Genomic DNA, 26,839 nt, shown 5'->3' with positions numbered 1-26,839 from the left:
GCTAGCCGGTGATACTATGCCCATGGAGGTGAGAGAAATGGCAAAAAACGGCGGCAAAAATCGCGGAACAAAGGCGCCTGGCGTCAATCCGCAAGGCTTTGGCCAAGATGCAACATTAACCCCAGATCCGAAAAGCAAGCTAGAAGATGCGGCAAAACGGTCGAATACGAAATAAAAGCAGGCTTCCAATCACGGAAGCCTGCTCATTTTATTGTTTATTGTTTCACTTTCGCCAATTTTTCACGCAATACCATTTGTAAAATTCCGCCGTGGCGGTAATAGTCGATTTCCACTTCGCTATCAAAGCGGACGATCACTTCAAATTCTTTTTTCTCGCCCGTATCCGGATTTGTTGCTGTCACTTTGACAAGGTCGCGCGGTTTGACGCTTTCATCAATATGCACTTCGAATACTTCTTTGCCGGTTAAGCCGAGCGTTTCCGCGTTTTCCCCTGCTTTAAATTGCAGCGGCAGCACGCCCATGAGCACAAGGTTGGAGCGGTGGATGCGCTCAAAGCTTTCCGCAATGACCGTTTTAATGCCAAGCAAGAACGTTCCTTTTGCTGCCCAGTCGCGGGAGCTTCCCATTCCGTAATCTTTGCCGGCAATGACGACAAGCCCTGTGCCGTCTTGTTTATATTTCATGCATGCATCGTAAATCGACGTTACTTCACCTGTCGGCCAGTAAGTCGTATAGCCGCCTTCTGTGCCAGGAGCGATTTGGTTGCGGATGCGGATGTTTGCGAATGTGCCACGCATCATCACTTCATGGTTACCGCGGCGAGATCCGTAAGAGTTGAAATCTTTCGGCTCGACACCTTTCGAGATGAGATATTGACCAGCAGGTGTATTTTTGCCGATCGCTCCGGCTGGCGAAATATGGTCGGTTGTGACGGAGTCTCCGAATTTGCCGACGACGCGCAAACCTTTGAGTGGTTCCACTTTGCGCACGTCTGGCGACAAGCCTTCAAAGAACGGCGGATTTTGAATGTATGTCGAGTTTTCATCCCATTGATAAAGCGGCTCATCCGTCGTTTCGATCGCATTCCAGCGCGGATTGCCGTCGAACACGCGCTCATATTCTTTGCGGAACAATTCTGGATCGACCGCCTGTTTGACAACGGCTTTAACTTCTTCCATCGATGGCCAAATATCGCGGAAATATACGTCATTGCCATCTTTGTCTTTGCCGATTGGCTCGCTTAACAAGTCGATATCGACCGTGCCTGCGAGCGCATAAGCGACAACAAGCGGCGGCGATGCCAAATAGTTTCCTTTCACTAGCGGATGGATCCGGCCTTCGAAGTTGCGGTTACCGGAAAGGACGCTTGTCACGAGCAAGTCGTTTTCAGCGATCGCTTTTTCCAGCTCTGGCGCGAGCGGCCCGGAGTTGCCGATACATGTCGTACAGCCATAACCAACGATGTTAAAGCCGATTTGTTCGAGATATGGAAGCAATCCCGAATCGCGCAAATAGCCAGTTACGACTTTCGAACCTGGTGCAAGCGATGTTTTTACATATTTCGGAACTTGCAATCCTTTTTCCACTGCTTTTTTCGCTACTAAGCCAGCAGCAATGAGCACGTATGGGTTCGAGGTATTCGTACAGCTTGTAATCGCGGCAATGACAACGGCGCCTGTTTTCATTTTCACTTCTTCGCCGTTTAACGTTACCGTAATTTCTTTGTCGAGATCCGCTTCCGTCAATCCAAAGCCTTGGTTGCCTTGCGGCGCTTTTACCGCATCGCGGAACGCTTGTTTCATTTTCGAAAGCGGAATCAAGTCTTGCGGACGTTTCGGTCCGGACAAGTTCGTTTCAATTTCGGACAAGTTAATTTCGACTACATCCGTAAACACTGGCTCTGGCGCATCAGGAGTGTAGAATAAGCCGTTCGCTTTGCAGTAGGCTTCCACTACTTGAACATGATGTTCATCGCGGCCAGTTAGGCGCAAATAGTCAAGCGCTTCTGCATCGACCGGGAAGAAACCGCATGTCGCACCGTATTCTGGCGCCATGTTGGCAATCGTTGCACGGTCTGCAAGCGGCAATGTCGCTACGCCTGGACCAAAGAATTCAACAAATTTGCCGACCACACCTTTTTTGCGAAGCACTTGCGTCACTTTTAGGGCAAGGTCTGTCGCTGTCGAACCGTCTGGCAATTTTCCTGTTAAACGGACACCGATCACTTCCGGTACCGGGAAGTAAGAAGGCTGCCCAAGCATGCCGGCTTCCGCTTCAATTCCGCCGACCCCCCAGCCAAGAACGCCAAGGCCGTTGATCATCGTCGTATGGGAGTCCGTGCCGACCAGCGTATCCGGAAACGCTTCATATTCGCCGTTGTCTCCTTCTACTGTATGAACGACGTTAGCGAGATACTCTAAGTTGACTTGGTGGACAATCCCTGTTGCCGGCGGAACAGCGCGATAGTTGTTAAATGCTTTCTGTGCCCATTTTAAAAACTTATAGCGCTCGGCGTTGCGCTCAAACTCTAAGTTCATGTTGTACTCTAACGCATCGTCCGTTCCAGCGCGGTCCACTTGCACAGAGTGGTCAATGACAAGGTCGACTGGAATTTCCGGGTTGATTTCATATGGGTCGCCGCCTAAGTCCGCCATCGCTTTGCGCATCGATGCCAAGTCCACGACAGCTGGCACACCAGTGAAGTCTTGCAAAATAACGCGCGACGGCTTAAACGGAACATCGATGTCTTTCATTTCCGGCGTTCCCCATTTGGCAAGGTTTTCGACGTGCTCTTTCTTGATCACACGTCCGTCTACTTGCCGAAGCACCGATTCCAATAACACTTTGATTGAGTATGGCAAACGGGAGATGTTGCCAATCCCTGCTTCTTCAAGCGCTTGCAAACGGTAATAGTTGTATTTTTTACCGTTTACTTCAAATGAAGAGCGGGCATTAAAAACGTCTTGTTTCGCCATATGTATTACCCCCTCACATCAATACTATACTATTTTTTCGCGGCAAAGTCGAAAAAATAGCACGAATTCTCCCAATACCCGTAAATTTGGTACGTTTTTATCTTATTATAACGAAGGACATGTTGTAAATAGAATTTCGAAGGTTTCGTCATATTATCCCACTCCCTAGATGAGCATAAAGTTGTCTTTCGGTCGCAAACTAGTACCGGAGGTGAAGAGGATGGGCAAACGAAAAGCCAATCACGTCATTCCAGGCATGAACGCGGCAAGCGCGCAAGGAATGGGAGCCGGCTATAACGAAGAATTTTCGAACGAACCATTGACAGAAGCGCAGCGCCAAAACAATAAAAAAAGAAAAAAGAACCAATAACCTTGCGCTTGTTTCGTCATCCCAGACAAAAGGGAATGTCGGATGGTGACATTCCCTTTATCTTTTTTTTGCCAATTCATCCCCCCACCTCTAAGCGAAGCATAGGTGGGGAATGAATCGGCATTTTTTGTTTTTTGTAATCGTAATAGTTGAAAAACTTTCTTCCTCTGTCATAAAATATAAACAAATATATCGAACCTACGTTCTGTTAGAGGTGGGGAAAAGATGAAAAAAGCGTATTTTTCAAGAAGATTGTATAAATCCGAAATAGATATTCTTCATGTGACGGAAACATCTTATGCATTAGAGTTATTCAATCAAGCGAAACGTTTCGCCTTTCAAACGCTGGTCCGAGAAAAACGATGGGGACGAAAATTGTATCCAAGTCTGCATATCGCTGTGAAGAAAAAGTACGGACTGAACGATTATTTCACCAACAGTGCAGTCCGAGAAGCAAATGCTCTTTTCTCCTCTCTAATGGAATTAAATAAAATACACGTTCAACAGACAGAAGAAAAAATAAAAAATTTGAAGAAAAAACTGAAAACAGAACGAACCAAACTGACAAAATTACGCAAAACCAAAGAAAGTTGTATCAAAGGAAACTTACGGTTTCTGAAAAATACAAACTTTGTTTTGCATAAGAGCGGAATCATTTCTCTTGAATTAAAAAATAGATCTTTGATTTGGATGAATTCCTATTTGTTTGAACATCGTTATTTAGATGTGAAAATTAAACAGACTAAAGCAAAAATCGGTCGTTTAAAACATCGTTTAGATAGATTAGAACAAAAAAAAGCCAAATTAAAAGAACACATTCCAAGTGTTGTTTTTGGCAGTAAAAAACTATTCAAACAACAATTTACAAAAGAAGAATTTATGAAAGATCACGAATCCTGGAGAAAACTTTTTTTAGCTGCACGAAATAAAGAAATGATCATCTCCGGCCGGAAAGATGCCGGCTCTGGAAACTTTGTGTTTCACTATAATCCAATTACAAAAGAACTTCATATGAACTCGATAACAGGAAAAGTAGTTGCCTTTTCGGGAGTAATATTCCCTTACGGCCAAGAAATTGTGGATAAAACGGTGACAGATCAAATCCAATGTAAAAACAAAAAAGAATACGGAAAACCAATCTCTTGGTCCGTGGAAGATCACGGGGAATACTATATCATCAAATGTTTGGTGAATGTAGAATCGAATCCATATATTAATTTTTCTACTTCCGATGGAGTTATTGGTGTAGATTGTAACTATAATCACATTGCTTGGACGGATGTTTCGAAAGACGGAAACTTTTTGGAAAGCGGAAAACTTTCGTTTTCGATAGAAGGGAAAACTTCGGGCCAGATTACAAAAATCATCGAAGCAGAAGTCATTGCTTTAGTGGATATTGCGGTTCGAAAGAAAAAACCTATTGTTTTGGAGAAGTTAGATACCACCTTATCCAAAACAGGAGATCGATACGGCAACAAAAAAGCAAATCGAATGAAGAGTATGTTCGCGTATCGAAAAATGATACAAGCAATCAAAAGCCGTGCCGATAAAATGGGAGTTGCTGTTATAGAAGTGAATCCAGCTTTTACTTCTGTCTCTGGGAAACTGAAATATATGCGCAAATTCGGTATCTCTATCCACCAAGCAGCTGCATTTACGATTGGCCGTCGAGGATTAGGATATAAAGAAAAAGCTCCAAAGGTGCTTAAAAAGTATGTCCCGAAAGATGCTTCTCATCATTGGAAGCATTGGTCTATTTTAGATAAAAAGTTTTCTGTTCGTACACATACACTGTACCATCTTTTTAATGTGAATCAACCATATCAAGAGATAGATGTATTTCATCCATCGTTGTTAGAAGAAGAAAAACATCAATTAATAAAAGCTTTAGCGTAATAAACAATGAGATTTCATGATCGCTTAGCGCTTTAAAATAAAAGAACACATTGTACCAGTCTCTTACTCTCGTCACCGGAGCAGATGGCGGTTCTAGGAACTGGATGCATTGCAATGTGTTCTTTGGATGCCATACGAATGGAAGATGGTGTACCTTCTATGTGAGCTGCATCAGCAGACATATAGCTGGTCGTCCGGAAAGGACACTTCGGACATCTCGTATGGCTACTCCTCTCGTTGAACGGAGGGGGTTCTTGGGACCTTTGAGCAACAACAGTCAAAGGAAACAAGAATCCCCCACTTCCACCGGCTTTAGCCGGTAAGTGGGGATAGTTCAATGTATTTCATTGACTTCATCGACAATCGCCTGCAAGTCATTGCGAAACTTTTCGAGCTGCACCCGCTGTTTTTCCGAAGCGACTTCAAGAGCGTTGTTAATTTGTTCAAACGCCTCGTTTACCTCTTGCTTTAAATGGCTTAATTGATGGCCGTAATCGGCTTGGTCGCGCACTAAATGGTCATGCCATTCTTTTGCTTCCATCGTTGCCTTTTGCGCCGCTTGAAACGCTTCTTGTTTCGTTTTATGATAAGCCATAATTGCCTTCCTCCTTTGCTAGTGGCGGTCATTCATTACTTATCGTTTCAAACATGGCGCAAATTATACCGCGAATAATTAAAAGGGATGCCGGCATGCTAATAGACAAAAGGAGGGGGATGAACATGACCAATAAAAACACAGGCGCAGACATGCGTAAAAATGCGCCAAAAGGCGATAATCCGGGGCAGCCGGAGCCGCTAGACGGTTCAAAAAAAGTGAAAAACAAAAACCATACGCGGCAAAAACATAATTCCGGCCACGACATGTAATAAAAAATGATTTTTCGCTCCCGCCGCGAACCTCTTCGGTGATGCTGCATATGATAAACAACAGCAATACAGTTTAACAATGCGGAGGGAGCTTTCCATCGTGCATAAAAATGGCGATGAACAAAATGAGCTGCGGCAGTGGCTTGACTTGTTATGCAACGATCCGCTTGCTCCTCTGTTGGACGAAACGATCTTTCACGTCGAAGTGCTCGAAACAGAGGAAGACTATATTATCGAAGCAGAGCTTTGCCATTGTCAAAAAGAACATATTGTCGTACTGCGCGAAAGCCGTTCCCTTTCGATTCAAATCCAGAAAAACGGCCACGTGGAAAAGCAGCGGACAATTTTACTACCGTTTTCGCTTGCGGACAAACATATTTCCGCGCATTTTTCCGCACCTATTTTAGAAATTCGCATCAGCAAAAGCGCGCGACAAAATGATGTGCAGCCACAAGGCAATTCGATCATCGATATCAACGAGTAGGCTCTTACTAAAAGGGCTTTTTGTTTACATAAAATATTTATCGGAAAATCAACTTTGACGTGAAAAGCCCAGCTTAGGTTTCCCTTGCTGGGCAAACATCGATTTGCCTGTGCCCGTTTCGCCGAAAATAAGCATATGCATCCCTTTCGGCGGATAAAGGATCGCTGCTTTCCCTTGTTCGACGGCAATCGTTAAACTCGGTTGCTGGTAGGAAAGCTCATCTAATTTCGTGGCAAATATTTTTTCCGCTCCCTGTTTGGCAATGGTAAACCTCACTGGTCTTCCCGGCAGTTTTTTCGCCTTTCCTTGCCGCCACAGTTTATTTAAATCGCTGCTGACATTGGCGCGGTCAAGATGCAATGCATCCGCCAATTCCTTCGCGCTGACCCACCGATTTTCCCCTACTGTCCATTCTTTTAGTTTTTCATAGATTAGGTCGATCCGTTTCATGGCATGCTCCCCCCTATAACTATGTTACGAGACAGAAGGGGGAAAATACTTGTTATTACAAAAACAGCCGTACATATAACAACGTTTCGACTACTGGCTGCTTTCATGCAAAAAAAGAGGATATCCCCTCTTTTCGTGGGGGATATCCTCTTTTATTTTGCGAACACATGATGTCCGATACGGATCGTGACTGGTCTTGACAGCATCCATTTATCTTTTGTGATTTTTGGATTATAAAAGTAGAGCGAACCGCGGCGGTCGTTCGGAAACAGCGATAGCGCCTTATCGACCGCTTCGTAATCCTGCTTTGTCGGCTGAATGTGGGTAAGCTTTCCTGTTTTTACTGGTACAAACGCGTAGCCTGATTTTGTTTTTTGATAAATGACACCTTTGACCGTATTTGGAAAGTCAGGATGTTTGACGCGGTTGAAAATGACGAGCGCGACTTCCACTTTTCCGGCAAACGGCTCGCTAAAGCCGGTTTCCGCTTGGACAAGCTGTGCCAACAGTTTTCGCTCTTCAGCGCTAATCGAAATCGTCCGCTTTTGGGAAGAAGAGCTCGCTATCGGCTTTGCGCCGGAAGCTGCAGCAAGGCGCGGCACTTTAATTTTCTCGCCCGCATAAAGAACATCGCTTTTGCGGCCGTTTAATGATTTTAACGCCGAAATAGTAGTTTTATATGTTTTGGCAATCTTGGAAAACGTATCGCCTTTCTTTACTTGATAGTATGTATATGCGGTTGCCGCTTCTGTTGAATGCGAAGTCAAACCGAAGGCCATACAGCAAACTACTGCGAGTGTTGCAACAGTTTTCTTCATTATTGTTTCCTCCTCATAGTTGCTTTTTGGCTTGGCGTCTGCGTTTAATAGAGTAGCATGTTTGTCCACATCGGTCACTGTATATCATTTCCATATTACGGTTGTAATGGCTGCGCATCCATTGATACATAAAGGATCACGGCGCTTCTTTACATTTGCATTACATTTTTGTAACAGAGCGATAAAAACATGCTTATCTTGCAAAAATCCGCTTTTTTCGCAATAATGGTTGATAGATTGGAATTCGTTGAGGTGGAAAGGATGTTAACAGGCTGGTTTCTTTGGTTTATTTTGTTTTGGAGCGTATTTTTGTTTGTCACGATGTCGATCGGCGGCTTTTTTATGTTTCGCAAATTTTTAAAACGGCTGCCAAAAGAAGACGGAAAATCGGAATTGGACTGGCAGGAATATTATATTGAACAGACGCGGCATTTATGGGGAGAAGAAGAAAAGGCGCTTTTAGAGGAGCTCGTCAAGCCGGTTCCTGAATTGTTTCGCGATGTCGCCCGACAAAAAATTGCCGGAAAAATCGGGGAACTGGCAATAGCGGAAAACGCCTCCCGAATCACAAGAGATTTGATTATTCGCGGTTATATTATCGCCACCCCAAAACGCGACCATAAATTTTTGATCCGTACATTAAAAGAAAAACAAATTAATATTGCTCCTTATGAAGATCTGTTGCAAAGCAAATAGTCGATACAGCTTTTGTCCTGTCCGTGACGGCTGGCTGAACAACAAAAAAGCGGGGACTACTTCCCGCTTTTTTGTTATGCATTATCGTTAAGTTAAAATCGGCGGTTGATATTTCAGGCGCCGCTCTAGTTTTTTGTAGGAAATATACATGGCGATGCGCCACGGTAAAATCATCGAAAAAGCAAGCAGATAAAACATTCCGCTTAACTGGCGGTAATCGATCGTTCGGCCTAAATAGGATTTCAATGCAAGGCGAATGAGGATCAAGCCGACTAAAATAAGCGCAAATGCTTTCGAACGTTTCAAATAAATTTCGCCATCTCTAATTTCAAATTTCGACGTTTTAATAAGAAAAATGGAAAAAAACGCTCCAAGCACAATCGCCTCGATCAGCTCGCCTTTCGTCACGCGGAATACAGGATCCAAAAACATAAGCGCGCCGGTGCTCATAAATATCGGCGGCAAAATAATTTTTTTCGCGTTTGCCGGTTTTTGCGATGCTTTCATGCGCACGAAGAATATGAAAAACGCCATGAATACCGCAATGAGTGATGTTATGATAGCCAAACGCATCATCCTCTTCTTTTAAGTTTGTGATAATGGTATTATAACAAAAATCCACAAATCGTGCATATTTATATTGCTAATTGTTATAACAGACGGCTGACCGCTTCAAGCACGCGGCTTTCTTCAAACGGCTTTACAATAAAGTCAGCCGCGCCGGCCTCAATCGCCTCGACGACCATGCGCTGCTGTCCCATAGCCGAACAGATAATGATTTTCGCGTTTCGATCCACTTGTTTGATGGCGCGCACCGCCTCAATTCCATTCATCACCGGCATCGTAATATCAAGGATGACAATATCTGGATTTAAACGCCGATATAACTCCACTGCCTCTTTTCCGTTTTCTGCTTCGCCGATGATAGTATGATTCGCTTTTTGCAAAATTTTCGTCAACGTTACTCTCATAAATTTCGCATCATCGACAATGAGAATAGTAGCCATAATATTCACGATTCCCCCTTAACAAACAAGTTTAGAAACCTCTAAATCCTCCAAAAATGCTTGTCGTGTACGCAATAATTTTCGTCATCCAATCGAAAAAGAGAACAACCCCCATCGCAATCATAACATATCCGCCGACTTTCACCATTTTTTCGCTATGGTTGCGAATCCATTGCATCTTTCCGATAAAGAAAGAAAGAATAAAAAACGGCACGGCAAAGCCTAGCGAATAAGCGAGCATATACAGCATTCCCGATCCAGGATTCGTCGCCGCCAGCGCGATGACCGACACTAAGATCGGGCCGGTGCACGGTGTCCATCCCGCCGCAAACGCCATGCCAATGATGATCGAACCGATGAATCCGGAAGGGCGTTCTTGAAAAGACAGACGGCGGTCTTTCATTAAAAAGGATGGTTTCCATATTCCGACAATCACAAGACCGAAAATCACGATAAGAATGGCGCCGATTTGCCGGATGAAATCTTGATATTCGCTAAACCACTGACCGACAAGCGAGGTGCCAAATCCGATCGAAATAAAAATGAGCGAAAAACCAAGGAGGAAAAACAGTGTATGTAATAAACTGCGCCGCTGCATCATCGCTTTCTCCGTTTTCAGCTCACTTACCGATACGCCGGTAATATAGGATAAAAACGCCGGATACAAAGGCAGACAGCACGGAGAAATAAAGGATAAAAAGCCGGCGCCAAACGCCAAAAATACATTGACATCCGTCATGATTCATTCAACCCCTACCCATTTTTTATTTTTATTGTAGCAAAAATAGACTTATTAGTAACGTATTTGACTAGCATCATGTATATATTTTCTATTTTCCCTTTTTGCATTAACTGGTAAAATAGTATACAATACAATCACCCACTATAAATTTTGGATCATGAAAGGAACTGTTTTTCCGTGATTAAAGACGAAATTTTAACATTAATTGAGCAAAAACGGACGGAGCTTGTGGAAATTGTCGCGAAAAATGGATTGAACTCGGCCGCCGCCATTCAAATAAGCAAAGAATTAGATTCGCTTCTGAACGCTTATAACCGGCAGAAGCGTAAGCAAAAAAGCGCTCCCCGACCATAGCGGGAACAGCGCTTTTCCTTTTTATACGTACTCTTCTGCATCTACTAAGCCATTTTGCAATAAATACATTTTATAGTACAGTCCTTTTTGCGCCAGCAGCTCTTGGTGCGTCCCCCGTTCGACAATTTCGCCGCGATGGAGCACGAGAATTTGATCGGCGTCTTGGATCGTCGAAAGCCGGTGGGCGATCGCAATCGTCGTCCGGCCTTTCCGCATTTTTGCGAGCGCCTCTTGAATCGCTCCTTCCGTTTCTGTATCAATATTGGCCGTCGCTTCGTCGAGCACCAATATTTTCGGGTTTGCCGCGATCGTGCGCGCAAAAGAGATTAGCTGCCGCTGGCCGCTTGAGAAAGTAGTCCCTCTTTCCACTACTTGATGGTCGTATTTGTCCGGCAGCTTTTCAATAAACACATCCGCCTGCACATAGCGGGCGGCTTTAATGATTTGCTCATCGGTTAATGAATGGTTGTACATACGGATGTTGTCTTTAATCGTTCCGTAAAAAAGAAACGGATCTTGCAGCACAAGGCCGATATGTTTACGCAGCTCCTCGCGCGAATAATCACGAATCGATATGCCGTCAATGAGAATATCGCCGCGGTCAAACTCGTAAAAACGCATTAACAAATTAATAATCGAACTTTTTCCGCTCCCGGTATGCCCGACAAGGGCGACCGTTTCTCCCGGCTTGACGACAAAGGAAATATGTTTCAGCACATCACGCTTTCCGTCGTAGGAAAAACTGACATCGCGAAACTCAATTTCTCCTTCTTGAATGACAGCCTTGGATGTTTCCGCATTTGGCGGCGCCAATTCTTTATGATCCAAAAGGGCAAAGACGCGAGCGCCGGAAACAATCGCTTGCTGGTACAGCGATAGACGCATCATCATTTGCGTCACCGGTTCGAAAAAGCGCTCCAAATAGTTGACAAATGCGTACAGCACCCCGATTTCCACCGGGCTTTCTTGGGCGGAAATGCCGAAAAAGCTTAACACAATGATAATCGATACAATATAGACGAAATCGATCGCCGGACGCAATAATAGCCCGTCGATTTTAATGTTTTTCATACCCGCCGCATAATGTTTGTCGTTAATGTGCGCAAACTCGTTATATAGCCGCTTTTGCTGGCGGAACGCTTGAATGATCGCCATTCCTTGCAGCGACTCGTTTAATTTGGCGTTCAACTCGCTGAGGCGCTCGCGCATGTCTTTATAAAAAATCGAACTATAATGGCGATACAATTTCATAATCCCAACAATGACCGGCAAAATAAACAAACAATAAAGAGCAAGGCGCACGTTTAAGGAAAACATGGCGATAAATACGCCGATGACAAATACGCCGTTTTGAATAAAAGCCGCAAGGACGCTGATGAACATGTCTTTGATCGCTTCCGTGTCATTTGTCACGCGCGAGACAATGCTTCCGCCCGGCGTGCGGTCAAAATAGCTCATGCCAAGCTGATGCACTTTTGTAAACACATCCATCCGCAGCGCTTGAATCACTTCGAGCGCCAGCTCTTGAAACTTAACGAGCTGAAAGTAAGAAATCACCGTTTTCAAGAGCAGCACGGCGATATAGACCGCCGCCAGCCAAAACAATGGAGTAAAATCCAAACGCCGCGGCGTTAAATAGTCGTCGATAAATATTTTGACTAAATACGGCCCGACAAGCTCCCCCGCGGTCGCAAGCACCAACAGGGCAAAGGCGAGCGCCGTATCTTTCTTATACCGGCGCATATAAGCAAGCAGCCTCCATAACACTTGCCGTTGTTCTTTTGGTGTTAATAGTTTATCGTTCATGTTTCTCCTCCCTGTTCGACTAACGATTCGAGCTGCTGCCGCTCGTACATGTCGCGATACCATCCGCGTTCTTGCATCAATTGTTCATGCGTCCCCATTTGCACAATCCGCCCCTCATCGAGCACAACAATTAAGTCGGCGTGCTGAATTGCGCTCAAGCGGTGGGCGGTAATGATCGTCGTTTTTCCGGCGCGGTTTTCTTTTAAAGCGGATAAAATCTGTTCCTCCGTCTTCGCGTCCACCGCCGATAGCGAATCGTCCAAAATAAGCACTTCCGGGCTCATTAAAAGCGCACGGGCGATCGAGATCCGCTGTTTTTGGCCGCCTGAGAGGGAAACCCCTCTTTCGCCGACAATCGTGTCGTAGCCGTCGGCAAACTGCATAATATCGTCATGGATATTAGCCAGCTTCGCCGCTCTCACTACTTCTTCTTCACTCGCTTCCGGCTTGGCAAACGCAATATTTTCCCTTACTGTTGCCGAAAACAGAAAATGGTCTTGCGGCACGTAGCCGATCGCCGCACGCAGCGCATCCAGTGTATATTCACTAATTTCGTGGTCGCCAAAATGGATTTCTCCTTCATATTGGTCAAATTCGCGCAGCAACAGCTTCAGCAGCGTCGTTTTCCCCGCCCCTGTTTTTCCGACAATGCCAAGCGTCTGGCCACGAAGCAGACAAAAGCGGATATTTTCCAAGGAAGGACGGGATTCATTCGGATACGTAAATTGCCGAATGTTATAAACGATATCGCCGGTCGGAGGCACAGTAATCGCGTTTTGGGCTTCTTGAATTTCTTCTTTCTCGGCAAGGAGCGCGCGGACGCGGTCATAGGAGGCCCGCCCGCGCTCGACAATATTAAATAGCCAGCCAAACGCCAGCATCGGCCATATGAGCAAACCGAGATATGTCGTAAACGACACAAGTTTCCCGATCGTTAATTCACCGGCAATGACCATTTTAGCGCCGAACGTAACGGCTAAGAAAAACGAAATGCCAACGATCAATGAAATCGTCGGGTCAAACAAAGCGTCGATTTTTGCGACCGCCACGTTTTTCGCGACCACCTCTTCCGACTGCTTGCGAAACGATTCGATGTCCTCTTGTTCATAGCCAAACGATTTAATGACACGAATGCCGCTGATGCTCTCTTGCACTTTATCGTTTAAAGAGGAAAACGCTTCTTGCGCCTTTAAAAAGCGCTTATGCAAAATCGTTCCGTAACGGCTTGTCGCAATCGCCATGATCGGCATTGGCAGCAAACTGATGATCGTTAATTTCCAGCTAATGGTCAGCGCCATCGTCGCCAGCACGAAGCTGCCGAGCGTCAAGGAATCGACAAGCGTCAAAATTCCGCTTCCCGCCGTCTGCTGGATCGCCTGCAAATCATTGGTCGCGTGCGCCATTAAATCGCCGATCCGTTTCCGCTGATAAAAAGACGGCGACATTTTCGTAAAGTGGGCGTACAGCTCGTTGCGAAGCTGGCGCGCCAGTTTCACCGCAGAACCAAAAATCAAAATCCGCCACCAATAACGCAATATATACAACGCAACCGCTACGGCCAGCAAAACGGCCACCCAGCGAACGAGCACCGCATTTGTTATCGTTCCATCTTTAATATGGTCAATCACAATTCCGATGACTTTCGGTGGAATCGTTTCTAAAAACGCGACAACAATAAGAGCGAAAATCCCGGTAAGATAAGCTTTTTTCTCCTGGCGGAAAAACCAGAATAAGTCGCGGAATACTGTCATCGAACCTCTCCCATCCTTCCTATCAAAGTCGTTATATTATTGTAACAAAAATAGAAAAATTTTGAAAGATTGTTTTTCCAAAATAAAAAGACACTCCGAATCGAGTGCCTGTCTAATTATTTAAGATGATTGTTCATCATTTTCATCATCTGGTTGATTTTCTTCTGGGATGGCGTCATCCCCATTTGCATCATCATCATGCGGATCATTTGCTCATTAATTGGTGGATTTTTCTTTAAATAGTTCATCATCGTTTTGCGGGCAATGAAAAATCCTAGCGCTGTCCCGGCAATAAGCGCTAGAATGCCAACGAGAATCGTTGTCCACATACGGCTATTTCCTCCTTCATGTTGTCTATCTAACAGTGTACTAAACCATGTGGTATTATACAATATTTCCTGACAAAAATCTTTTATTTACGCAAATTTTCTTCCATCCGTTAATGGATTCAGCCAACCGTAGTCGTCAAAATCGGCGTCGACCGCTAAAAATGAAGGAGATATTTGCGCAAGTGCGTGGCAAATGTCGTCAGCGATTGATGGGCTGTCGGTGACGAGAAGCAGGCGGCGCTTTTGTACGATAAGCAGGGCTTCATCTCCGATTTCATTTTGCAATATAAACATATTGCGCTCTAAATTTTTGCCGACGCTGCCGGTAAAATATTGTTTCAATCCTAATTCCAATCGGGAAAACGATAACCGTTCGGTAATAAATTCGACTTGTTTTCGGCAAATGCTTTTTAGCGGCGCTTTCGCGACTTGATGCTCACGCAATAGTTCGACAATCTTCTCCGTACGGTCGCGGTAATAACTTGCCACTTCTTCATTTAGCAAATAAATCCAATAGCGTACCATTTCCCATCCCCCGTTCCTGCTTATTCGTTTATTTCTATTATAAGAAAACGAAAGGGAAAAATATGTCTATTAATGAAAAATTTTTTCACTAACATTGTCGATTTTTTGCATAACAAAAGCTGTCTCCACCCAAAAGGCGAAGACAGCTTTTTCTTGTTATTTCCCAAGCAATGCTTTGACCCGTTTTACGACGTTCCCGACCGTAAATCCGTACTCTTCCATAATTTTCTCCCCTGGTGCCGAAGCGCCGAAGCGGTCAATCGCTAAAATATCGCCTTCTTCACCGACATAGCGCTCCCAGCCGAGCGAAGCAGCCATTTCAATCGCCAACCGTTTTTTCACAGCGCGCGGCAGCACTTGTTCTTTATAGTCGGCAGATTGCTTTTCAAAGCGATCCCACGAAGGCATGCTGATGACAGAAACGTGAATGCCTTCTTCGGCTAGCGCTTCTTGCGCTTTGACGGCAAGGCTTACTTCCGATCCGGATGCGAGCAGCAGCGCTTCCGGCCGGCCGTTTTTCGCCTCCGCTACCACATATGCACCTTTTTTCACTCCTTCATACGCCCGCTCTGCCGTATTCGGTAGCGTCGGAACGTCTTGCCGCGTCAACACCAGCGCGGTAGGATGATCGGTTGCTTCTAACGCTAGCCGCCATGCTGCCGCCGTTTCATTCGCATCAGCCGGACGAATGACCGATAAATTCGGCATAGCTCTTAGCGATGGAAGATGCTCGATCGGCTCGTGCGTCGGACCGTCTTCGCCGACGGCAATGCTGTCATGCGTCAGTACGTACGTAACCGGCAAGCCCATTAAGGCAGCGAGACGGATGGCAGGACGCAAGTAATCGGAGAACACAAAGAACGTACCACCGAATACTTTCAAACCGCCGTGCAGCGCCATTCCGTTTAAAGCTGCGCCCATCGCAAACTCGCGCACGCCAAACCAAATGTTGCGACCGTCATAGCTTTCCGGCAAAAAGTTGCCCGCGCCTTTCATTAATGTTTTGTTGGAGCTGGCCAGATCCGCCGAACCGCCAAATAATTGCGGAACCACTTTTGCAGCCGCGTTGATCACTTCCCCGGAAGCGGCGCGCGTTGCCAAGCTTTTCCCTTCTTCATACACCGGAAGCGATTTTTCCCATCCTTCTGGAAGTTCGCCATTGATCGCTAATCTCAATTGGTTCGCTAAATCCGGATATGCTTTCTCATACGCGGCAAACAGCTCGTTCCATTCCGCTTCTTTTTTCTCGCCTGCTTCCTTGACCACTTCGCGGAAATGGTCGTATACTTCTTGCGGCACATAAAAATCTTTGGCAAAAGTCCATTGATATGCTTCTTTTGTCAACTTTGCCTCTTCGGCTCCAAGCGGTGCGCCGTGCACATTGGAAGTTCCTGCTTTATTTGGCGCGCCGTAACCGATCGTCGTTTTCACTTCAATCAGCGTCGGACGGGTCGTATCTGCTTTCGCTTCTTCAAGTGCTTTTGCAATTTCTTCGATATTATTACCGTCTTCGACACGCAAATATTGCCAACCGTATGCTTTAAAGCGTTGTTCTACGCTTTCAGAGAAGGAAAGGTTTAATTCACCGTCAAGCGAAATATCGTTCGAATCGTAAAGAACAATCAAGCGGCCAAGTTTTAAATGTCCCGCTAACGACGCCGCTTCAGAAGCGACACCTTCCATTAGATCGCCGTCGCCGCAAATTGCATATGTGTAGTGGTTCACAATTTCAAATCCTTCGCGGTTATATGTAGCTGCCAAATGACGTTCTGCCATCGCCATGCCAACGGCCATCGCAATCCCTTGGCCAAGCGGACCAGTCGTTGCTTCCACTCCCGGCGTATGTCCGTATTCCGGATGTCCTGGCGTTTTGCTGCCCCATTGGCGAAATTGTTGAATATCTTCCATAGAAACATCGTAACCGCTTAAATGAAGCAAGCTGTATAGCAGCATCGAACCGTGTCCCGCCGATAAAACAAAGCGGTCGCGGTTAAACCATTTCGGGTTGCTCGGATTATGGTTCATAAATTTCGTCCATAGCGTATACGCCATCGGGGCGGCGCCCATCGGCATTCCCGGATGCCCGGATTTCGCCTTTTCGATCGCGTCGATGGACAAAGTACGGATCGTCGTAATCGCTAGTTCCTCGATCGTATGCGGCATATCTTTCCATCCTTTCATCAACATAGTGTCAATTCTATCATATAGAAAATTGCTCAAGATGTACAATATTATATTGGCCTATAAAACAGAAAAAGAAAGCATCTTTTTACGGCATGCTTTCTTTTTCCAGCAATATTAATTCATCCGCTTTTTTTGGCTTTCCTTTAATTTTTTTGGCGTGACATCATTGCCGTTGGGATCGATGACCGTTACAGAATGTAACATATCCTCCATCGCTTTACGAAACACTTGGATGTATTCGCGGCGAAGCTGCTGCTGTTCCAGCGCTTCATCCGCCGTCAAACCGGCCGTTTTTGCCTTTTTCGCCAATTCATTAATTCGTGCCATTTTTTGTTTCGATAACATGACTGCCTCCACCTATTTTTCCTATTGTTGTTATGATCCCATCTTATAGGACAAAACGAAAAATTGCAAAGGTCCTGCTTTTTCATCCCGCACGCCTGCACTATACGGCAAAATTAGAAAAATGATAGCCACAGCTGCGCCCAGCAACAAAGCAGCTATCTTTCATGTCGCGAAGCATGCGCATCGACATATTCCCGATAGCGGCGGTGAACGGTCGCTTTCGAAACATCGTAGCCAAACCCGCGCAATGTCGCAGCAATTTCCGCAAACGTTAAACCGTTATGGCGTAAGCGGACGATTTCTTCGACCGGGAGCTCTATTCGTTCCCGGCCGGCGTTTTCCCCCATATGTTTTAAATTTCGTTCGGGACGGTAGCCTTGCTCCACCGCCCGCTTCATCCCGCGCTTAATTTTTAAATTATGTATTTTCCGTTGATATTCTTCGACAATGCTAATAATGCTCAGCACCATTTCATCCGCTTCCGACAGCTGCATTTCACCGTTATGGGCGATGGTATATATTTTTGCTCCTTCTTTTTGGATGCAATGAAGCAGGGCAATTCGCGCATGGCCACGCCCCAGCCTAGTTTCATCTTGAACTAAAAGCGCGTCAATCTCTTGTTCTTTTAATGCCGAAAGCAGCTCAAACACGCCGTCTCTGTCCACTTCATAACCGCTCGCCTGCTCCATAATCACTTTCACTACTTCAAAGCCGTGCTTCTTCGCAAGCTGCTCAAGCTCTTCCTTCTGCCGTTCGAGCGACGTTTCCTGCTCTTCTTTTTCGGTGCTGACACGGCAATATATAATCGCTTTCATGCGATACCATCCTCTTTCATGTTATTGGTTGACAGCCAGCTGTCTATCTTCCTTTGATTTTAACACAGGAATGACAATTTTTTCACCGGCAACAATTCGCTGGCCGGATAGGTGGTTAACGTCGACGACCCAGTTGATGAATTCCTCCGTGGAAAGCCGATGCTGATCTTCATATTCTTTCGCTAGCTTCCAAAGCGTATCTCCGGAAACAACGGTGATTTCCATATATTGATCTTTTTTCACCGGTTTGTTTGCGTAAAACAACGCCCCGATCACCATAAACAGCAACGAAGAAAAGATGAGATAATGCACCATCATTCGTTTCATATTCCCCACCTCTTAAGAATGTTTGTTCGGTTTTGTCCTCATTATAATAAAGAACATTTGTTTGTGTCAATACAAATTTCGAACTTATGTTTGTTTTTTTTGCGACTGCATGCTATAATGTAGACAAATGGTATGGTAAGAGGTGTATAGGATGACAAAACTATCAAAGCGGCAGCAGCAAATTTTAGATTTCATTAAAAAAGAGGTAAAAACAAAAGGATATCCTCCTTCAGTCCGGGAAATTGGCGAAGCGGTCGGACTTGCTTCAAGCTCTACCGTGCATGGGCATCTAGCGCGGCTCGAAAGCAAAGGATACATTCGCCGCGACCCAACCAAACCGCGTGCGATTGAAATTTTGGATGCCGATTTTACCGCGTCGCAGGAAAAAGAAGATGTCGTCTCCGTGCCGATGATCGGGAAAGTGACGGCCGGACAGCCAATTACCGCGATTGAAAACATCGAAGATTATTTTCCGCTGCCAAAACGGCTCGTTTCCGAAGAAGATCAAGTTTTTATGCTGGAAGTGATGGGCGACAGCATGATTGAGGCAGGGATTTTGGATGGCGATTACGTGATTGTGCGTCAGCAGTCTTCCGCTGATAATGGGGATATCGTCGTGGCGATGACCGAGGACAATGAGGCCACTGTCAAGCGCTTTTTTAAAGAAAAAGACCATATTCGCCTGCAGCCGGAAAATTCGAATTTAGAGCCGATTATCGTCCGCAATTGCACCATTCTCGGCAAAGTGATCGGCGTCTATCGCATTATCCATTAAAATAGAAAATGAAGCAAGATCGGGAGCTCTTCTTGATCGCATGATAAAAAGGCTGTCTCGTTCGCATGAGACAGCCTTTTTGTTTTTAATAGAGTTCCATATATTGATCGCGTTCCCACTGATGGACCGTGGTGCGGAACATATCCCATTCAATTTCTTTCGCTTCGACGAAATGTTCGAATAAATGTTTTCCGAGCGCTTGTACAATGACTTCATCCGCCTTTAAGTTTTCGAGCGCTTCCGCCAATGTCGCTGGCAAGTCGACAATTCCTTCCTCTAAGCGCTCTTCTTTCGTCATGACATAAATGTTGCGGTCAACCGGAGCCGGTGGAGTCAGCTTGTTTTTGATTCCATCTAATCCCGCCGCTAATAATACAGCCATCGCCAAATACGGATTGGCTGATGGGTCGACGCTGCGCACCTCAATGCGCGTGCTCATGCCGCGGGAAGCTGGGATGCGGATGAGCGGGCTGCGGTTGCGGGCGGACCAGGCTACATAACATGGCGCTTCATAGCCGGGAACGAGACGTTTGTAGGAGTTGACAGTCGGATTCGTTACCGCCGTAAAGTTTGGTGCGTGTTTCAGCACGCCGGCAATAAATTGCAACGCCGTTTCGCTTAATTGCAAATCTGCATTTGGATCAAAAAACGCATTTTCATTATTTCTAAACAATGATAAATTGCAATGCATTCCAGACCCGTTAATGCCGAAGATCGGTTTTGGCATAAATGTGGCGTGAAGGCCATGCTTGCGGGCGATCGTTTTGACGACGAGCTTAAATGTTTGGATGTCGTCGCACGCTTTCACCGCATCTGCGTATTTAAAATCAATTTCATGCTGGCCAGGCGCCACTTCATGATGGGAAGCTTCAATTTCAAATCCCATTTCCTCAAGCTCAAGCACGATATCGCGACGGCAGTTTTCCCCTAAGTCTGTCGGCGCCAAGTCGAAATAGCCACCTTGGTCATTTAATTCCAATGTAGGGTGTCCTTTTTCATCTAATTTAAATAGGAAAAACTCCGGTTCCGCGCCCAAGTTGAACGAAGTAAAGCCGAGCGCTTCCATTTCTTTTAAAATCCGCTTCAAGTTATAGCGCGGACAACCTTCAAACGGCGTGCCGTCCGGATTATAAATGTCGCAAATAAAGCGGGCTACTTTTCCTTTTTCCGCTGTCCATGGGAAAATAACAAACGTATCTAAATCAGGGTATAAATACATATCGGATTCTTCGATGCGGACAAATCCTTCAATCGACGAACCGTCAAACATCATTTTGTTGTCTAATGCTTTCTCTAGCTGGCTGATTGGAATTTCGACGTTTTTAATCGTGCCAAGAATATCGGTAAATTGCAGACGGATATACTTGACGTTTTCTTCTTTGACGATGCGCATGATGTCTTCTCTTGTGTACTTTGCCATTTTGAAACTCCTCCCCGGCTCCCAAGTTTTATTGAACGATCATTAATGAAAGAAGCGAGCGAGATCCCCTTGGCGAAGTGATGCACGTTGGAAACGCCCCGCCTGCAGCAACTCCGTTCGCAAAATTTCACGCAGCTCCTCGTCAGATAGCTTTTGTTTCACGACTTTTTCCACTTTTTCTGGCTGCTCTTTGCGATCGGCCTGCCGCGCCGCAAAAATTTGCTTAATGCCGGCCAAGTTGACTCCTTGATCAATCAAATCTTTGATTTCGAGAAGGCGATCGATATCATTGAGGGAAAACAAGCGGCGGTTTCCCTCAGTCCGTGCTGGAGAAACAAGGCCATGCTCTTCATAATAACGGATTTGGCGGGCGGACAATTCGGTCAATTGCATCACAATCCCAATCGGAAACAATGGCATGGAACGACGGATGTTGCTATTCATGCCAATTCCTCCTCGCTTATGATAGTTTTATTTTATAACGCGTCAGAAAATGTGTCAATAAAATGTTAGATTTTCTTACAAACGTATTAATTGTTTTTCGATTAATTGGTCAATCGCCGAACAAATCGCGATTTTTACATGGGAATACGTTAATCCTCCTTGTACGTAAGCCACATACGGCGGGCGGATCGGTCCGTCCGCCGTTAATTCAATGCTCGCTCCTTGGACAAAGGTTCCTGCCGCCATAATCACATCATCCTCGTAGCCGGGCATATAGCTCGGGTACGGGGTGAAGTGAGCATTGACCGGAGAGGAAAATTGAATCGCCTGGCAAAAAGCGATCATTTGCTCTGGATCGTCAAATTGAACAGATTGCACTAAATCGGTGCGCTTGGCATCCCAGGAAGGGTCAGTGTTTAGACCGATCCGCTCTAACATCGCAGCGGTGAAAACCGCCCCTTTTAGCGCCTGGCCGACGATATGCGGCGCTAGGAAAAAGCCTTGATACATTTCATGCAGACTATATAGCGCCGGGCCCGCCTCCGCACCGATCCCCGGAGAAGTCATGCGGTACGAACATGCCTCTACATATTGTTTTTTTCCGACAATATATCCACCCGTTTTCGCAAGCCCCCCACCGGGATTTTTAATGAGAGAGCCGGCGATTAAATCGGCGCCAACATGGCACGGTTCTTTTTCCTCGACAAATTCTCCGTAGCAATTGTCAACAAAAACGACGACATCGGGCTTCACCGTTTTGACAAAAGCAATCATTTCGCGAATTTCTTCAATCGTAAAGGATGGTCTTGTCGCATAGCCTCTGGAGCGCTGGATGCCGATCATTTTCGTCCGCTCATGGATGGCCGCTTTGACGGCAGCGAAATCCACCTTCCCTTCCGGGGTGAGCGGCACGCTTTGGTAACCGATCTGAAATTCTTTTAGCGAACCGCTGCCGCTGCCGCGGATGCCGACGATTTCTTCCAGCGTATCATATGGATTTCCAGTAATGTACAATAACTCATCTCCCGGCCGCAAAATGCCAAATAACGCGATCGCAATGGCATGCGTTCCAGAAATAATTTGCGGGCGGACAATGCCTGCTTCGCCGCCGAATACATCGGCATAAATTTTTCCCAATGTGTCGCGGCCGATGTCATCATAACCATATCCGGTAGACGGAATAAAATGGCTGTCGCTTACTTGATGACGGCGAAAGCTGTCTAGCACGCGATATTGATTCACATCAATGCGTTCGTCAATTTTTTGATGAATCGGAGCAATTTGCGCTTCCACTTCTTTTACTAGTGCAGCAATTTTTTCTCCGTGTCGTAGCTGTGTAAACATACCATGACCCTTTCTATTTTTGAAATTGACGCAACTGTCCGTATAACGGATGTTTCGGCATGACATACCCTTCGCATTCATACATGCCGCTTTCTTCATTATAGTGCAATTCGTGCAAAATCGTTTCTGATTTTAACTGGGCCAGCAATTTTCCTTCATCATCCGGGATCGATACATAGTAGCCGACCATCTGTTTCTTGACCATCTCTTCGATAAACTGCCGCAGGCGTCGAATATCATCGGCGCAAAACGCGCTCACCATCATCGCCTCTGTTTTCGTGCTTGGCACAAAATGAGGATGACGAATATCCCGCTTATTATAAATAGTCACGATAGGAATAGAAGCCACACCGAGCTCATCGAGCAGGTCGTAAACCGTCTGTTCATGATGATAATAATCCGGGTTGGAGGAATCGACGATATGCAAAATTAAATCCGCTTCTTTTACCTCTTCGAGCGTCGAACGAAACGCCGCGACTAACGTCGTCGGCAAATCTTGAATAAAACCGACCGTATCGGTTAAGAGCACCGTATAGCCGCTCGGAAGAATGAGCCTGCGTGTCAGCGGATCAAGGGTGGCAAACAATAAATTTTCTTCGAACGAATCGGCAGCGGTCAAGCGGTTAAACAACGTTGATTTTCCGGCGTTCGTATAACCGACAAGGGAAATTTGAAAAGCGCGATTTTTTTTGCGGCGCTCCCGATAGCGTTCGCGATGTTCGGCTACCAGTTTCAATTGTGTTTTAATCTCATCGATGCGCCGATAAATATGGCGGCGATCCGTTTCTAACTTCGTTTCCCCCGGACCCCTCGTGCCGATTCCGCCGCCAAGGCGGGACAACGCTGTCCCTTGCCCGCTTAAACGCGGCAATAAATATTGCAATTGCGCCAGCTCCACTTGCAGTTTTCCTTCTTTCGACCGGGCGCGCTGGGCAAATATATCCAAAATGAGCTGGGTCCGGTCAATAATGCGCACCGCAAGCAGTCCCGCCAAGTTACGGTTTTGGCTTGGCGACAGTTCATCGTTAAAAATAACGAGATCCGCTTCCATTTGCTCGACAAGATGTACAAGTTCTTCTACTTTGCCTTTTCCGATATAGGTGGCCGGATGGATCGCTTCCCGCTTCTGCGTCACCGTCGCAACAACTTCTCCTTTTGCCGTATGCACGAGCGATGCCAATTCTTCCATCGAATAAAAAAACCGCTCATCATCGATATGAGGAAGCTGACATCCGACTAAAATCGCTTTTTCCCGTTCGCTCAATTAGGCACCTTCTTTCCAACAGCATCACTAAGTCTGTCTCCATCATAGCAAATCTGCGGCAAAATCGCCACGGCCTTTGCAGCAAACATTCTTGTTCTAGCTATTGATTTTCCGCCCCCTTCGCCATACAATGTTACCGTATAACAGGAAGGAAAGGGATGCATCAATGACATGGGAAGTGTTAAGCATCATCGGCACGATTGCGTTTGCGATCAGCGGCGCGATTGTCGCGATGGAAGAAGAATATGATATACTTGGCGTTTATATTTTAGGCATTGTCACCGCGTTTGGCGGCGGCGCGATCCGCAATTTGCTCATCGGCGTTCCCGTCTCCGCCTTATGGGAACAAGGAACTTTATTTGTCATCGCATTAATCGCCATGACGGTCGTTTATTTATTTCCGCAAAAAACATTGCCCCATTGGAAACGGTGGGGGAACTTTTTTGATGCGCTCGGCCTTTCCGCGTTTGCCATTCAAGGCGCGCTTTACGCTGTTAAAATGAACCACCCGTTAAGTGCGGTCATTGTTGCCGCCGTGCTGACCGGAAGCGGCGGCGGCATTGTCCGCGACATTCTTGCCGGCCGAAAGCCGCTTGTGCTGCGCGCGGAAATTTATGCGGTATGGGCGATTGTCGCCGGCATCGCGGTTGGCACAAAATTGGCGTCTGCTCCCATCGAGCTTTATATATTGTTTGTTGTCGTCGCGCTATTAAGGATTTTATCGTATACGTACCATTGGAAACTGCCGCACCGCTCGCTAAAGAATCAGGCTGTCGATCAATCTTAAAAAAACCGGCGTATGATGCACGCCGGTTTTTCTTTACAGTCGTTCGATAATCGTCGCCGTGGCCATTCCGTGACCGATGCAAATCGTCAACAGCCCATATCGGCCATTGCGCCGCGCTAGTTCGTAAACGAGCGAAGTCATTAATTTCACGCCTGTCGCCCCTAGCGGATGGCCGAGCGCAATGGCACCGCCGTTGACGTTTACTTTAGAGAACGGCGCGCCGATTTCTTTTTGCCATGCCAATACAACAGGGGCAAATGCTTCGTTAATTTCGATTAAATCGATATCTTCAATCGTTAGCCCTGCCTTTTCGAGCACCTTTTTTGTCGCCGGAATCACGCCGTCAAGCATATAAGTCGGGTCGGAGCCGACGACCGTTTGCGCGACGATGCGCGCTTTTGGCACTACACCAAGCTTTTGTGCCGTCTCCCTTTCCATCAATAACACCGCCGCCGCTCCGTCGCTCATTTGGCTCGCATTGCCGGCGGTAATTTTACCGTTTTCTCGGAAAACGGGCTTCAAGGAAGCGAGCGCTTCCGGCGATGTATCCGGTCGTGGTCCTTCATCTTTGGTGACGATAATTTCGGTTCCTTCTTTATCAAGTCCTTTTACCGGCACGATTTCTTTATCAAATATTCCTTCCTGCTGGGCGCGGAGGGCGCGCCGATGGCTTTCATAGGCGTAGGCGTCAAGCTGTTCGCGCGTCAAGCCATATTTTTCAGCGATTAGTTCGGCGGAAACGCCTTGATGGACAAATTCGTATTTTTCATGGAGCGACGGCGGAATCGTATGTTCGTTGCCGTCGCTTAAAATCGGCACCTTCGTCATGCTTTCGACCCCAGCGGCAATCGTAATATCCATATCGCCCGAGCGGATTTCCTGGGCAGCGAAATGAATCGCCTGCTGCCCTGAGCCGCACATCCGATTGATTTGCACCGCTGGTACTTCGATCGGAAACCCTGCCTCGAGCGCGGCGAGCCGGCCGATGTTGTAGCCTTGCTCGGCAATCGGCGTCACACAGCCCATGACGATGTCTTCGACCAACCGTTTTTCTACTCCTGCTCTTTTTACTACTTCATCAAGCACCGTCGCCGCTAAATGGACGGGATGGACGTTGCGGAACACGCCGTTGCGTTTGCCGACCGGCGTGCGCACCGCTTCGACGATCACGACTTCTCTCATTACGCTTCCCCCTTCTGTCTAATCGTTGTACGTATAAAACCCTTTCCCCGTTTTTCTTCCTAAGTGTCCCGCCTCGACGAGCTTGCGCAATAGCTGTGGCGCCCGGAAACGGTCTCCGTATGCTTCCGTTAAATTTTCGCTGACAAACAGCATCGTGTCTAGCCCGACCATATCAGCAAGCTCTAACGGCCCCATCGGATAATTCAAGCCGAGGCGGACCGCCTTGTCGATATCTTCGGCAGAGGCGATCCCTTCCTCATACATACGGATGCATTCGATCATATGCGCGGCAATCGCCCTTGTCGTGACAAATCCTTGCCGGTCTTTGACGACAACCGTTTCTTTGCCAATTTCTTCGGACAGGCGTTGAATCGCCGCCACCGTATCATCTGACGTCGTTTCGCCTTTCACGATTTCAATAAGCTTCATCACCGGAGCCGGGTTAAACCAATGCATGCCGATCACTTTATCCGGCCTTGCCGTCGCCGCAGCAAGGGCCGTAACGCTTAGCTCGGATGTGTTCGTCGCCAAAATCGCTTCCTGTTTCGTATATCGGTCTAACTGCCGAAAAACATCTTTCTTTAACGTTAAATCTTCCGGCACCGCTTCAATGACGATATCCACGTCTTGCACCGCTTCTTGCAAATCGGTAGCGGTACGAATGCGTTGCAATGTTTGCTGTACATCTTGTTCAGATAGTTTTCCCGCTTTCGCAAAGCGAGAAAGGCTTTTTTGTATCGAAGCAAGCCCTTTGTCAAGGGCCGCCTCGGAAATATCATATAAACGGACATCTTTGCCCGCCATCGCGATCGACTGGGCAATGCCGCTTCCCATTAATCCTGCACCGATAACAGCAATCGTTTCCGCCATCACAAAATCCTCCGTTTCCTATTCGTATATCGATCACGCAAAGCGTTTTCT

At 46.4% G+C, this 26,839-nt stretch carries 30 protein-coding genes; 9 read left to right on the top strand and 21 right to left on the bottom strand.

Annotated elements, in window-relative coordinates:
• The first annotated feature begins 37 nt into the window (after positions 1-37).
• Positions 38-175, top strand: coding sequence for a small, acid-soluble spore protein L (gene sspL / locus AC1WMD_RS14410; protein ID WP_043904241.1), 138 nt, complete (start codon positions 38-40; stop codon positions 173-175).
• 40 nt (positions 176-215) lie between these two features.
• Here the strand turns inward: sspL and acnA are convergent, their stop codons facing one another.
• Positions 216-2,936, bottom strand: a complete 2,721-nt coding sequence (gene acnA, locus AC1WMD_RS14405) for an aconitate hydratase AcnA (RefSeq protein ID WP_043904240.1) — start codon at positions 2,934-2,936, stop codon at positions 216-218.
• Between the two features lie 220 nt (positions 2,937-3,156).
• On the opposite strand from acnA, the gene sspO reads away from it, so the two are divergent.
• Both sspO and AC1WMD_RS14395 read left to right on the top strand, forming a co-directional pair.
• Positions 3,157-3,306, top strand: a complete 150-nt coding sequence (sspO, locus tag AC1WMD_RS14400) for a small acid-soluble spore protein SspO (protein ID WP_017434996.1) — start codon at positions 3,157-3,159, stop codon at positions 3,304-3,306.
• A 225-nt stretch (positions 3,307-3,531) separates the two neighbouring features.
• A complete protein-coding gene (locus tag AC1WMD_RS14395) occupies positions 3,532-5,202 on the top strand; it encodes an IS200/IS605 family accessory protein TnpB-related protein (protein ID WP_494257726.1) in 1,671 nt (556 codons plus the stop codon).
• A 334-nt stretch (positions 5,203-5,536) separates the two neighbouring features.
• Here AC1WMD_RS14395 and AC1WMD_RS14390 read toward each other — a convergent pair whose 3' ends face one another.
• Positions 5,537-5,797, bottom strand: coding sequence for a hypothetical protein (locus AC1WMD_RS14390; protein WP_017434998.1), 261 nt, complete (start codon positions 5,795-5,797; stop codon positions 5,537-5,539).
• A gap of 125 nt (positions 5,798-5,922) precedes the next feature.
• Between AC1WMD_RS14390 and AC1WMD_RS14385 the strand changes: the two genes are divergently transcribed.
• Both AC1WMD_RS14385 and AC1WMD_RS14380 read left to right on the top strand, forming a co-directional pair.
• Positions 5,923-6,069 (top strand): small acid-soluble spore protein P, encoded by a 147-nt coding sequence (locus tag AC1WMD_RS14385; RefSeq protein WP_070104934.1) that lies wholly within the window; start codon positions 5,923-5,925, stop codon positions 6,067-6,069.
• 100 nt (positions 6,070-6,169) lie between these two features.
• Positions 6,170-6,553 carry an Hsp20/alpha crystallin family protein gene (locus tag AC1WMD_RS14380; protein WP_052351425.1) on the top strand — a complete coding sequence of 128 codons (384 nt, stop codon included), beginning with the start codon at positions 6,170-6,172 and terminating at the stop codon, positions 6,551-6,553.
• 48 nt (positions 6,554-6,601) lie between these two features.
• Here the strand turns inward: AC1WMD_RS14380 and AC1WMD_RS14375 are convergent, their stop codons facing one another.
• Together AC1WMD_RS14375 and AC1WMD_RS14370 are read right to left on the bottom strand one after the other, a co-directional pair.
• Entirely contained in the window at positions 6,602-7,003 is a 402-nt protein-coding gene (locus tag AC1WMD_RS14375) for a sigma 54-interacting transcriptional regulator (protein ID WP_043904238.1), read from the bottom strand.
• 152 nt (positions 7,004-7,155) lie between these two features.
• On the bottom strand, positions 7,156-7,821 hold the full coding sequence (locus AC1WMD_RS14370; protein WP_494257724.1) for a cell wall hydrolase: 666 nt from the start codon (positions 7,819-7,821) through the stop codon (positions 7,156-7,158).
• A gap of 261 nt (positions 7,822-8,082) precedes the next feature.
• Here AC1WMD_RS14370 and AC1WMD_RS14365 point away from each other — a divergent pair, with 261 nt between their 5' ends.
• Positions 8,083-8,517: a DUF2621 family protein gene (locus tag AC1WMD_RS14365; protein WP_043904236.1), complete on the top strand. Its 435-nt coding sequence runs from the start codon at positions 8,083-8,085 to the stop codon at positions 8,515-8,517.
• An 87-nt stretch (positions 8,518-8,604) separates the two neighbouring features.
• Here the strand turns inward: AC1WMD_RS14365 and AC1WMD_RS14360 are convergent, their stop codons facing one another.
• From AC1WMD_RS14360 to AC1WMD_RS14350, 3 genes are all read right to left on the bottom strand, one after another.
• On the bottom strand, positions 8,605-9,084 hold the full coding sequence (locus tag AC1WMD_RS14360) for a CcdC family protein (RefSeq protein ID WP_043906507.1): 480 nt from the start codon (positions 9,082-9,084) through the stop codon (positions 8,605-8,607).
• 83 nt (positions 9,085-9,167) lie between these two features.
• Positions 9,168-9,524, bottom strand: coding sequence for a response regulator (locus tag AC1WMD_RS14355; RefSeq protein ID WP_043904235.1), 357 nt, complete (start codon positions 9,522-9,524; stop codon positions 9,168-9,170).
• 31 nt (positions 9,525-9,555) lie between these two features.
• Positions 9,556-10,263: a cytochrome c biogenesis CcdA family protein gene (locus AC1WMD_RS14350; RefSeq protein ID WP_043904234.1), complete on the bottom strand. Its 708-nt coding sequence runs from the start codon at positions 10,261-10,263 to the stop codon at positions 9,556-9,558.
• A gap of 180 nt (positions 10,264-10,443) precedes the next feature.
• On the opposite strand from AC1WMD_RS14350, the gene AC1WMD_RS14345 reads away from it, so the two are divergent.
• Positions 10,444-10,620, top strand: coding sequence for an aspartyl-phosphate phosphatase Spo0E family protein (locus tag AC1WMD_RS14345; protein WP_043904233.1), 177 nt, complete (start codon positions 10,444-10,446; stop codon positions 10,618-10,620).
• A 21-nt stretch (positions 10,621-10,641) separates the two neighbouring features.
• On the opposite strand, the gene AC1WMD_RS14340 is transcribed toward AC1WMD_RS14345, so the two are convergent.
• From AC1WMD_RS14340 to yneA, 8 genes are all read right to left on the bottom strand, one after another.
• Complete coding sequence (locus tag AC1WMD_RS14340) at positions 10,642-12,426, bottom strand: ABC transporter ATP-binding protein (RefSeq protein ID WP_043904232.1); 1,785 nt, start codon at positions 12,424-12,426, stop codon at positions 10,642-10,644.
• Positions 12,423-14,177, bottom strand: a complete 1,755-nt coding sequence (locus tag AC1WMD_RS14335) for an ABC transporter transmembrane domain-containing protein (RefSeq protein WP_043904231.1) — start codon at positions 14,175-14,177, stop codon at positions 12,423-12,425. Before AC1WMD_RS14335 ends, AC1WMD_RS14340 begins: the two co-directional genes overlap by 4 nt.
• Positions 14,178-14,293: 116 nt before the next feature.
• Positions 14,294-14,506: a YneF family protein gene (locus AC1WMD_RS14330; protein WP_043904230.1), complete on the bottom strand. Its 213-nt coding sequence runs from the start codon at positions 14,504-14,506 to the stop codon at positions 14,294-14,296.
• 87 nt (positions 14,507-14,593) lie between these two features.
• The gene (gene sirA / locus AC1WMD_RS14325; protein WP_043904229.1) at positions 14,594-15,031 is read right to left on the bottom strand and encodes a sporulation inhibitor of replication protein SirA; all 438 of its coding nucleotides are present in this window, start codon (positions 15,029-15,031) and stop codon (positions 14,594-14,596) included.
• Positions 15,032-15,187: 156 nt separating this feature from the next.
• Positions 15,188-17,194: a transketolase gene (gene tkt, locus AC1WMD_RS14320; RefSeq protein WP_494257720.1), complete on the bottom strand. Its 2,007-nt coding sequence runs from the start codon at positions 17,192-17,194 to the stop codon at positions 15,188-15,190.
• 135 nt (positions 17,195-17,329) lie between these two features.
• Positions 17,330-17,560, bottom strand: coding sequence for a DUF896 domain-containing protein (locus AC1WMD_RS14315; RefSeq protein ID WP_043904227.1), 231 nt, complete (start codon positions 17,558-17,560; stop codon positions 17,330-17,332).
• 155 nt (positions 17,561-17,715) lie between these two features.
• Positions 17,716-18,375: a YneB family resolvase-like protein gene (locus tag AC1WMD_RS14310; protein ID WP_494257718.1), complete on the bottom strand. Its 660-nt coding sequence runs from the start codon at positions 18,373-18,375 to the stop codon at positions 17,716-17,718.
• Positions 18,376-18,396: 21 nt separating this feature from the next.
• Positions 18,397-18,702 (bottom strand): cell division suppressor protein YneA, encoded by a 306-nt coding sequence (yneA, locus tag AC1WMD_RS14305; RefSeq protein ID WP_494257716.1) that lies wholly within the window; start codon positions 18,700-18,702, stop codon positions 18,397-18,399.
• A gap of 151 nt (positions 18,703-18,853) precedes the next feature.
• Between yneA and lexA the strand changes: the two genes are divergently transcribed.
• Positions 18,854-19,477 carry a transcriptional repressor LexA gene (lexA, locus tag AC1WMD_RS14300; protein WP_043904224.1) on the top strand — a complete coding sequence of 208 codons (624 nt, stop codon included), beginning with the start codon at positions 18,854-18,856 and terminating at the stop codon, positions 19,475-19,477.
• 85 nt (positions 19,478-19,562) lie between these two features.
• Here lexA and glnA read toward each other — a convergent pair whose 3' ends face one another.
• From glnA to hflX, 4 genes are all read right to left on the bottom strand, one after another.
• The gene (glnA, locus tag AC1WMD_RS14295; protein ID WP_043904223.1) at positions 19,563-20,897 is read right to left on the bottom strand and encodes a type I glutamate--ammonia ligase; all 1,335 of its coding nucleotides are present in this window, start codon (positions 20,895-20,897) and stop codon (positions 19,563-19,565) included.
• Between the two features lie 42 nt (positions 20,898-20,939).
• Positions 20,940-21,341 carry a MerR family transcriptional regulator gene (locus tag AC1WMD_RS14290; protein ID WP_043904222.1) on the bottom strand — a complete coding sequence of 134 codons (402 nt, stop codon included), beginning with the start codon at positions 21,339-21,341 and terminating at the stop codon, positions 20,940-20,942.
• Positions 21,342-21,416: 75 nt separating this feature from the next.
• Complete coding sequence (locus tag AC1WMD_RS14285; RefSeq protein WP_043904221.1) at positions 21,417-22,685, bottom strand: methionine gamma-lyase family protein; 1,269 nt, start codon at positions 22,683-22,685, stop codon at positions 21,417-21,419.
• A gap of 13 nt (positions 22,686-22,698) precedes the next feature.
• On the bottom strand, positions 22,699-23,949 hold the full coding sequence (gene hflX, locus AC1WMD_RS14280; RefSeq protein ID WP_043904220.1) for a GTPase HflX: 1,251 nt from the start codon (positions 23,947-23,949) through the stop codon (positions 22,699-22,701).
• A 166-nt stretch (positions 23,950-24,115) separates the two neighbouring features.
• Here hflX and AC1WMD_RS14275 point away from each other — a divergent pair, with 166 nt between their 5' ends.
• A complete protein-coding gene (locus tag AC1WMD_RS14275; protein WP_043904219.1) occupies positions 24,116-24,736 on the top strand; it encodes a trimeric intracellular cation channel family protein in 621 nt (206 codons plus the stop codon).
• A gap of 33 nt (positions 24,737-24,769) precedes the next feature.
• Here the strand turns inward: AC1WMD_RS14275 and AC1WMD_RS14270 are convergent, their stop codons facing one another.
• Positions 24,770-25,918 carry a thiolase family protein gene (locus AC1WMD_RS14270; RefSeq protein ID WP_043904218.1) on the bottom strand — a complete coding sequence of 383 codons (1,149 nt, stop codon included), beginning with the start codon at positions 25,916-25,918 and terminating at the stop codon, positions 24,770-24,772.
• Between the two features lie 18 nt (positions 25,919-25,936).
• Positions 25,937-26,788, bottom strand: a complete 852-nt coding sequence (locus AC1WMD_RS14265; protein WP_494257712.1) for a 3-hydroxyacyl-CoA dehydrogenase family protein — start codon at positions 26,786-26,788, stop codon at positions 25,937-25,939.
• Positions 26,789-26,839 lie beyond the last annotated feature (51 nt).

It is taken from the genome of Parageobacillus sp. NEAU-HV-2 (assembly GCF_059115485.1).
This window is presented reverse-complemented; position numbering and strand designations above follow the sequence as displayed.

Bases quoted from the DNA above. Each gene is read 5' to 3' on its own strand.
- sspL (WP_043904241.1), top strand. From the start codon at position 38: ATGGCAAAAAACGGCGGCAAAAATCGCGGAACAAAGGCGCCTGGCGTC.
- acnA (WP_043904240.1), bottom strand. From the start codon at position 2,936: ATGGCGAAACAAGACGTTTTTAATGCCCGCTCTTCATTTGAAGTAAAC.
- sspO (WP_017434996.1), top strand. From the start codon at position 3,157: ATGGGCAAACGAAAAGCCAATCACGTCATTCCAGGCATGAACGCGGCA.
- AC1WMD_RS14395 (WP_494257726.1), top strand. From the start codon at position 3,532: ATGAAAAAAGCGTATTTTTCAAGAAGATTGTATAAATCCGAAATAGAT.
- AC1WMD_RS14390 (WP_017434998.1), bottom strand. From the start codon at position 5,797: ATGGCTTATCATAAAACGAAACAAGAAGCGTTTCAAGCGGCGCAAAAG.
- AC1WMD_RS14385 (WP_070104934.1), top strand. From the start codon at position 5,923: ATGACCAATAAAAACACAGGCGCAGACATGCGTAAAAATGCGCCAAAA.
- AC1WMD_RS14375 (WP_043904238.1), bottom strand. From the start codon at position 7,003: ATGAAACGGATCGACCTAATCTATGAAAAACTAAAAGAATGGACAGTA.
- AC1WMD_RS14370 (WP_494257724.1), bottom strand. From the start codon at position 7,821: ATGAAGAAAACTGTTGCAACACTCGCAGTAGTTTGCTGTATGGCCTTC.
- AC1WMD_RS14365 (WP_043904236.1), top strand. From the start codon at position 8,083: ATGTTAACAGGCTGGTTTCTTTGGTTTATTTTGTTTTGGAGCGTATTT.
- AC1WMD_RS14355 (WP_043904235.1), bottom strand. From the start codon at position 9,524: ATGGCTACTATTCTCATTGTCGATGATGCGAAATTTATGAGAGTAACG.
- AC1WMD_RS14350 (WP_043904234.1), bottom strand. From the start codon at position 10,263: ATGACGGATGTCAATGTATTTTTGGCGTTTGGCGCCGGCTTTTTATCC.
- AC1WMD_RS14340 (WP_043904232.1), bottom strand. From the start codon at position 12,426: ATGAACGATAAACTATTAACACCAAAAGAACAACGGCAAGTGTTATGG.
- AC1WMD_RS14335 (WP_043904231.1), bottom strand. From the start codon at position 14,177: ATGACAGTATTCCGCGACTTATTCTGGTTTTTCCGCCAGGAGAAAAAA.
- AC1WMD_RS14330 (WP_043904230.1), bottom strand. From the start codon at position 14,506: ATGTGGACAACGATTCTCGTTGGCATTCTAGCGCTTATTGCCGGGACA.
- sirA (WP_043904229.1), bottom strand. From the start codon at position 15,031: ATGGTACGCTATTGGATTTATTTGCTAAATGAAGAAGTGGCAAGTTAT.
- tkt (WP_494257720.1), bottom strand. From the start codon at position 17,194: ATGCCGCATACGATCGAGGAACTAGCGATTACGACGATCCGTACTTTG.
- AC1WMD_RS14315 (WP_043904227.1), bottom strand. From the start codon at position 17,560: ATGTTATCGAAACAAAAAATGGCACGAATTAATGAATTGGCGAAAAAG.
- AC1WMD_RS14310 (WP_494257718.1), bottom strand. From the start codon at position 18,375: ATGAAAGCGATTATATATTGCCGTGTCAGCACCGAAAAAGAAGAGCAG.
- yneA (WP_494257716.1), bottom strand. From the start codon at position 18,702: ATGAAACGAATGATGGTGCATTATCTCATCTTTTCTTCGTTGCTGTTT.
- lexA (WP_043904224.1), top strand. From the start codon at position 18,854: ATGACAAAACTATCAAAGCGGCAGCAGCAAATTTTAGATTTCATTAAA.
- glnA (WP_043904223.1), bottom strand. From the start codon at position 20,897: ATGGCAAAGTACACAAGAGAAGACATCATGCGCATCGTCAAAGAAGAA.
- AC1WMD_RS14290 (WP_043904222.1), bottom strand. From the start codon at position 21,341: ATGAATAGCAACATCCGTCGTTCCATGCCATTGTTTCCGATTGGGATT.
- AC1WMD_RS14285 (WP_043904221.1), bottom strand. From the start codon at position 22,685: ATGTTTACACAGCTACGACACGGAGAAAAAATTGCTGCACTAGTAAAA.
- AC1WMD_RS14275 (WP_043904219.1), top strand. From the start codon at position 24,116: ATGACATGGGAAGTGTTAAGCATCATCGGCACGATTGCGTTTGCGATC.
- AC1WMD_RS14270 (WP_043904218.1), bottom strand. From the start codon at position 25,918: ATGAGAGAAGTCGTGATCGTCGAAGCGGTGCGCACGCCGGTCGGCAAA.
- AC1WMD_RS14265 (WP_494257712.1), bottom strand. From the start codon at position 26,788: ATGGCGGAAACGATTGCTGTTATCGGTGCAGGATTAATGGGAAGCGGC.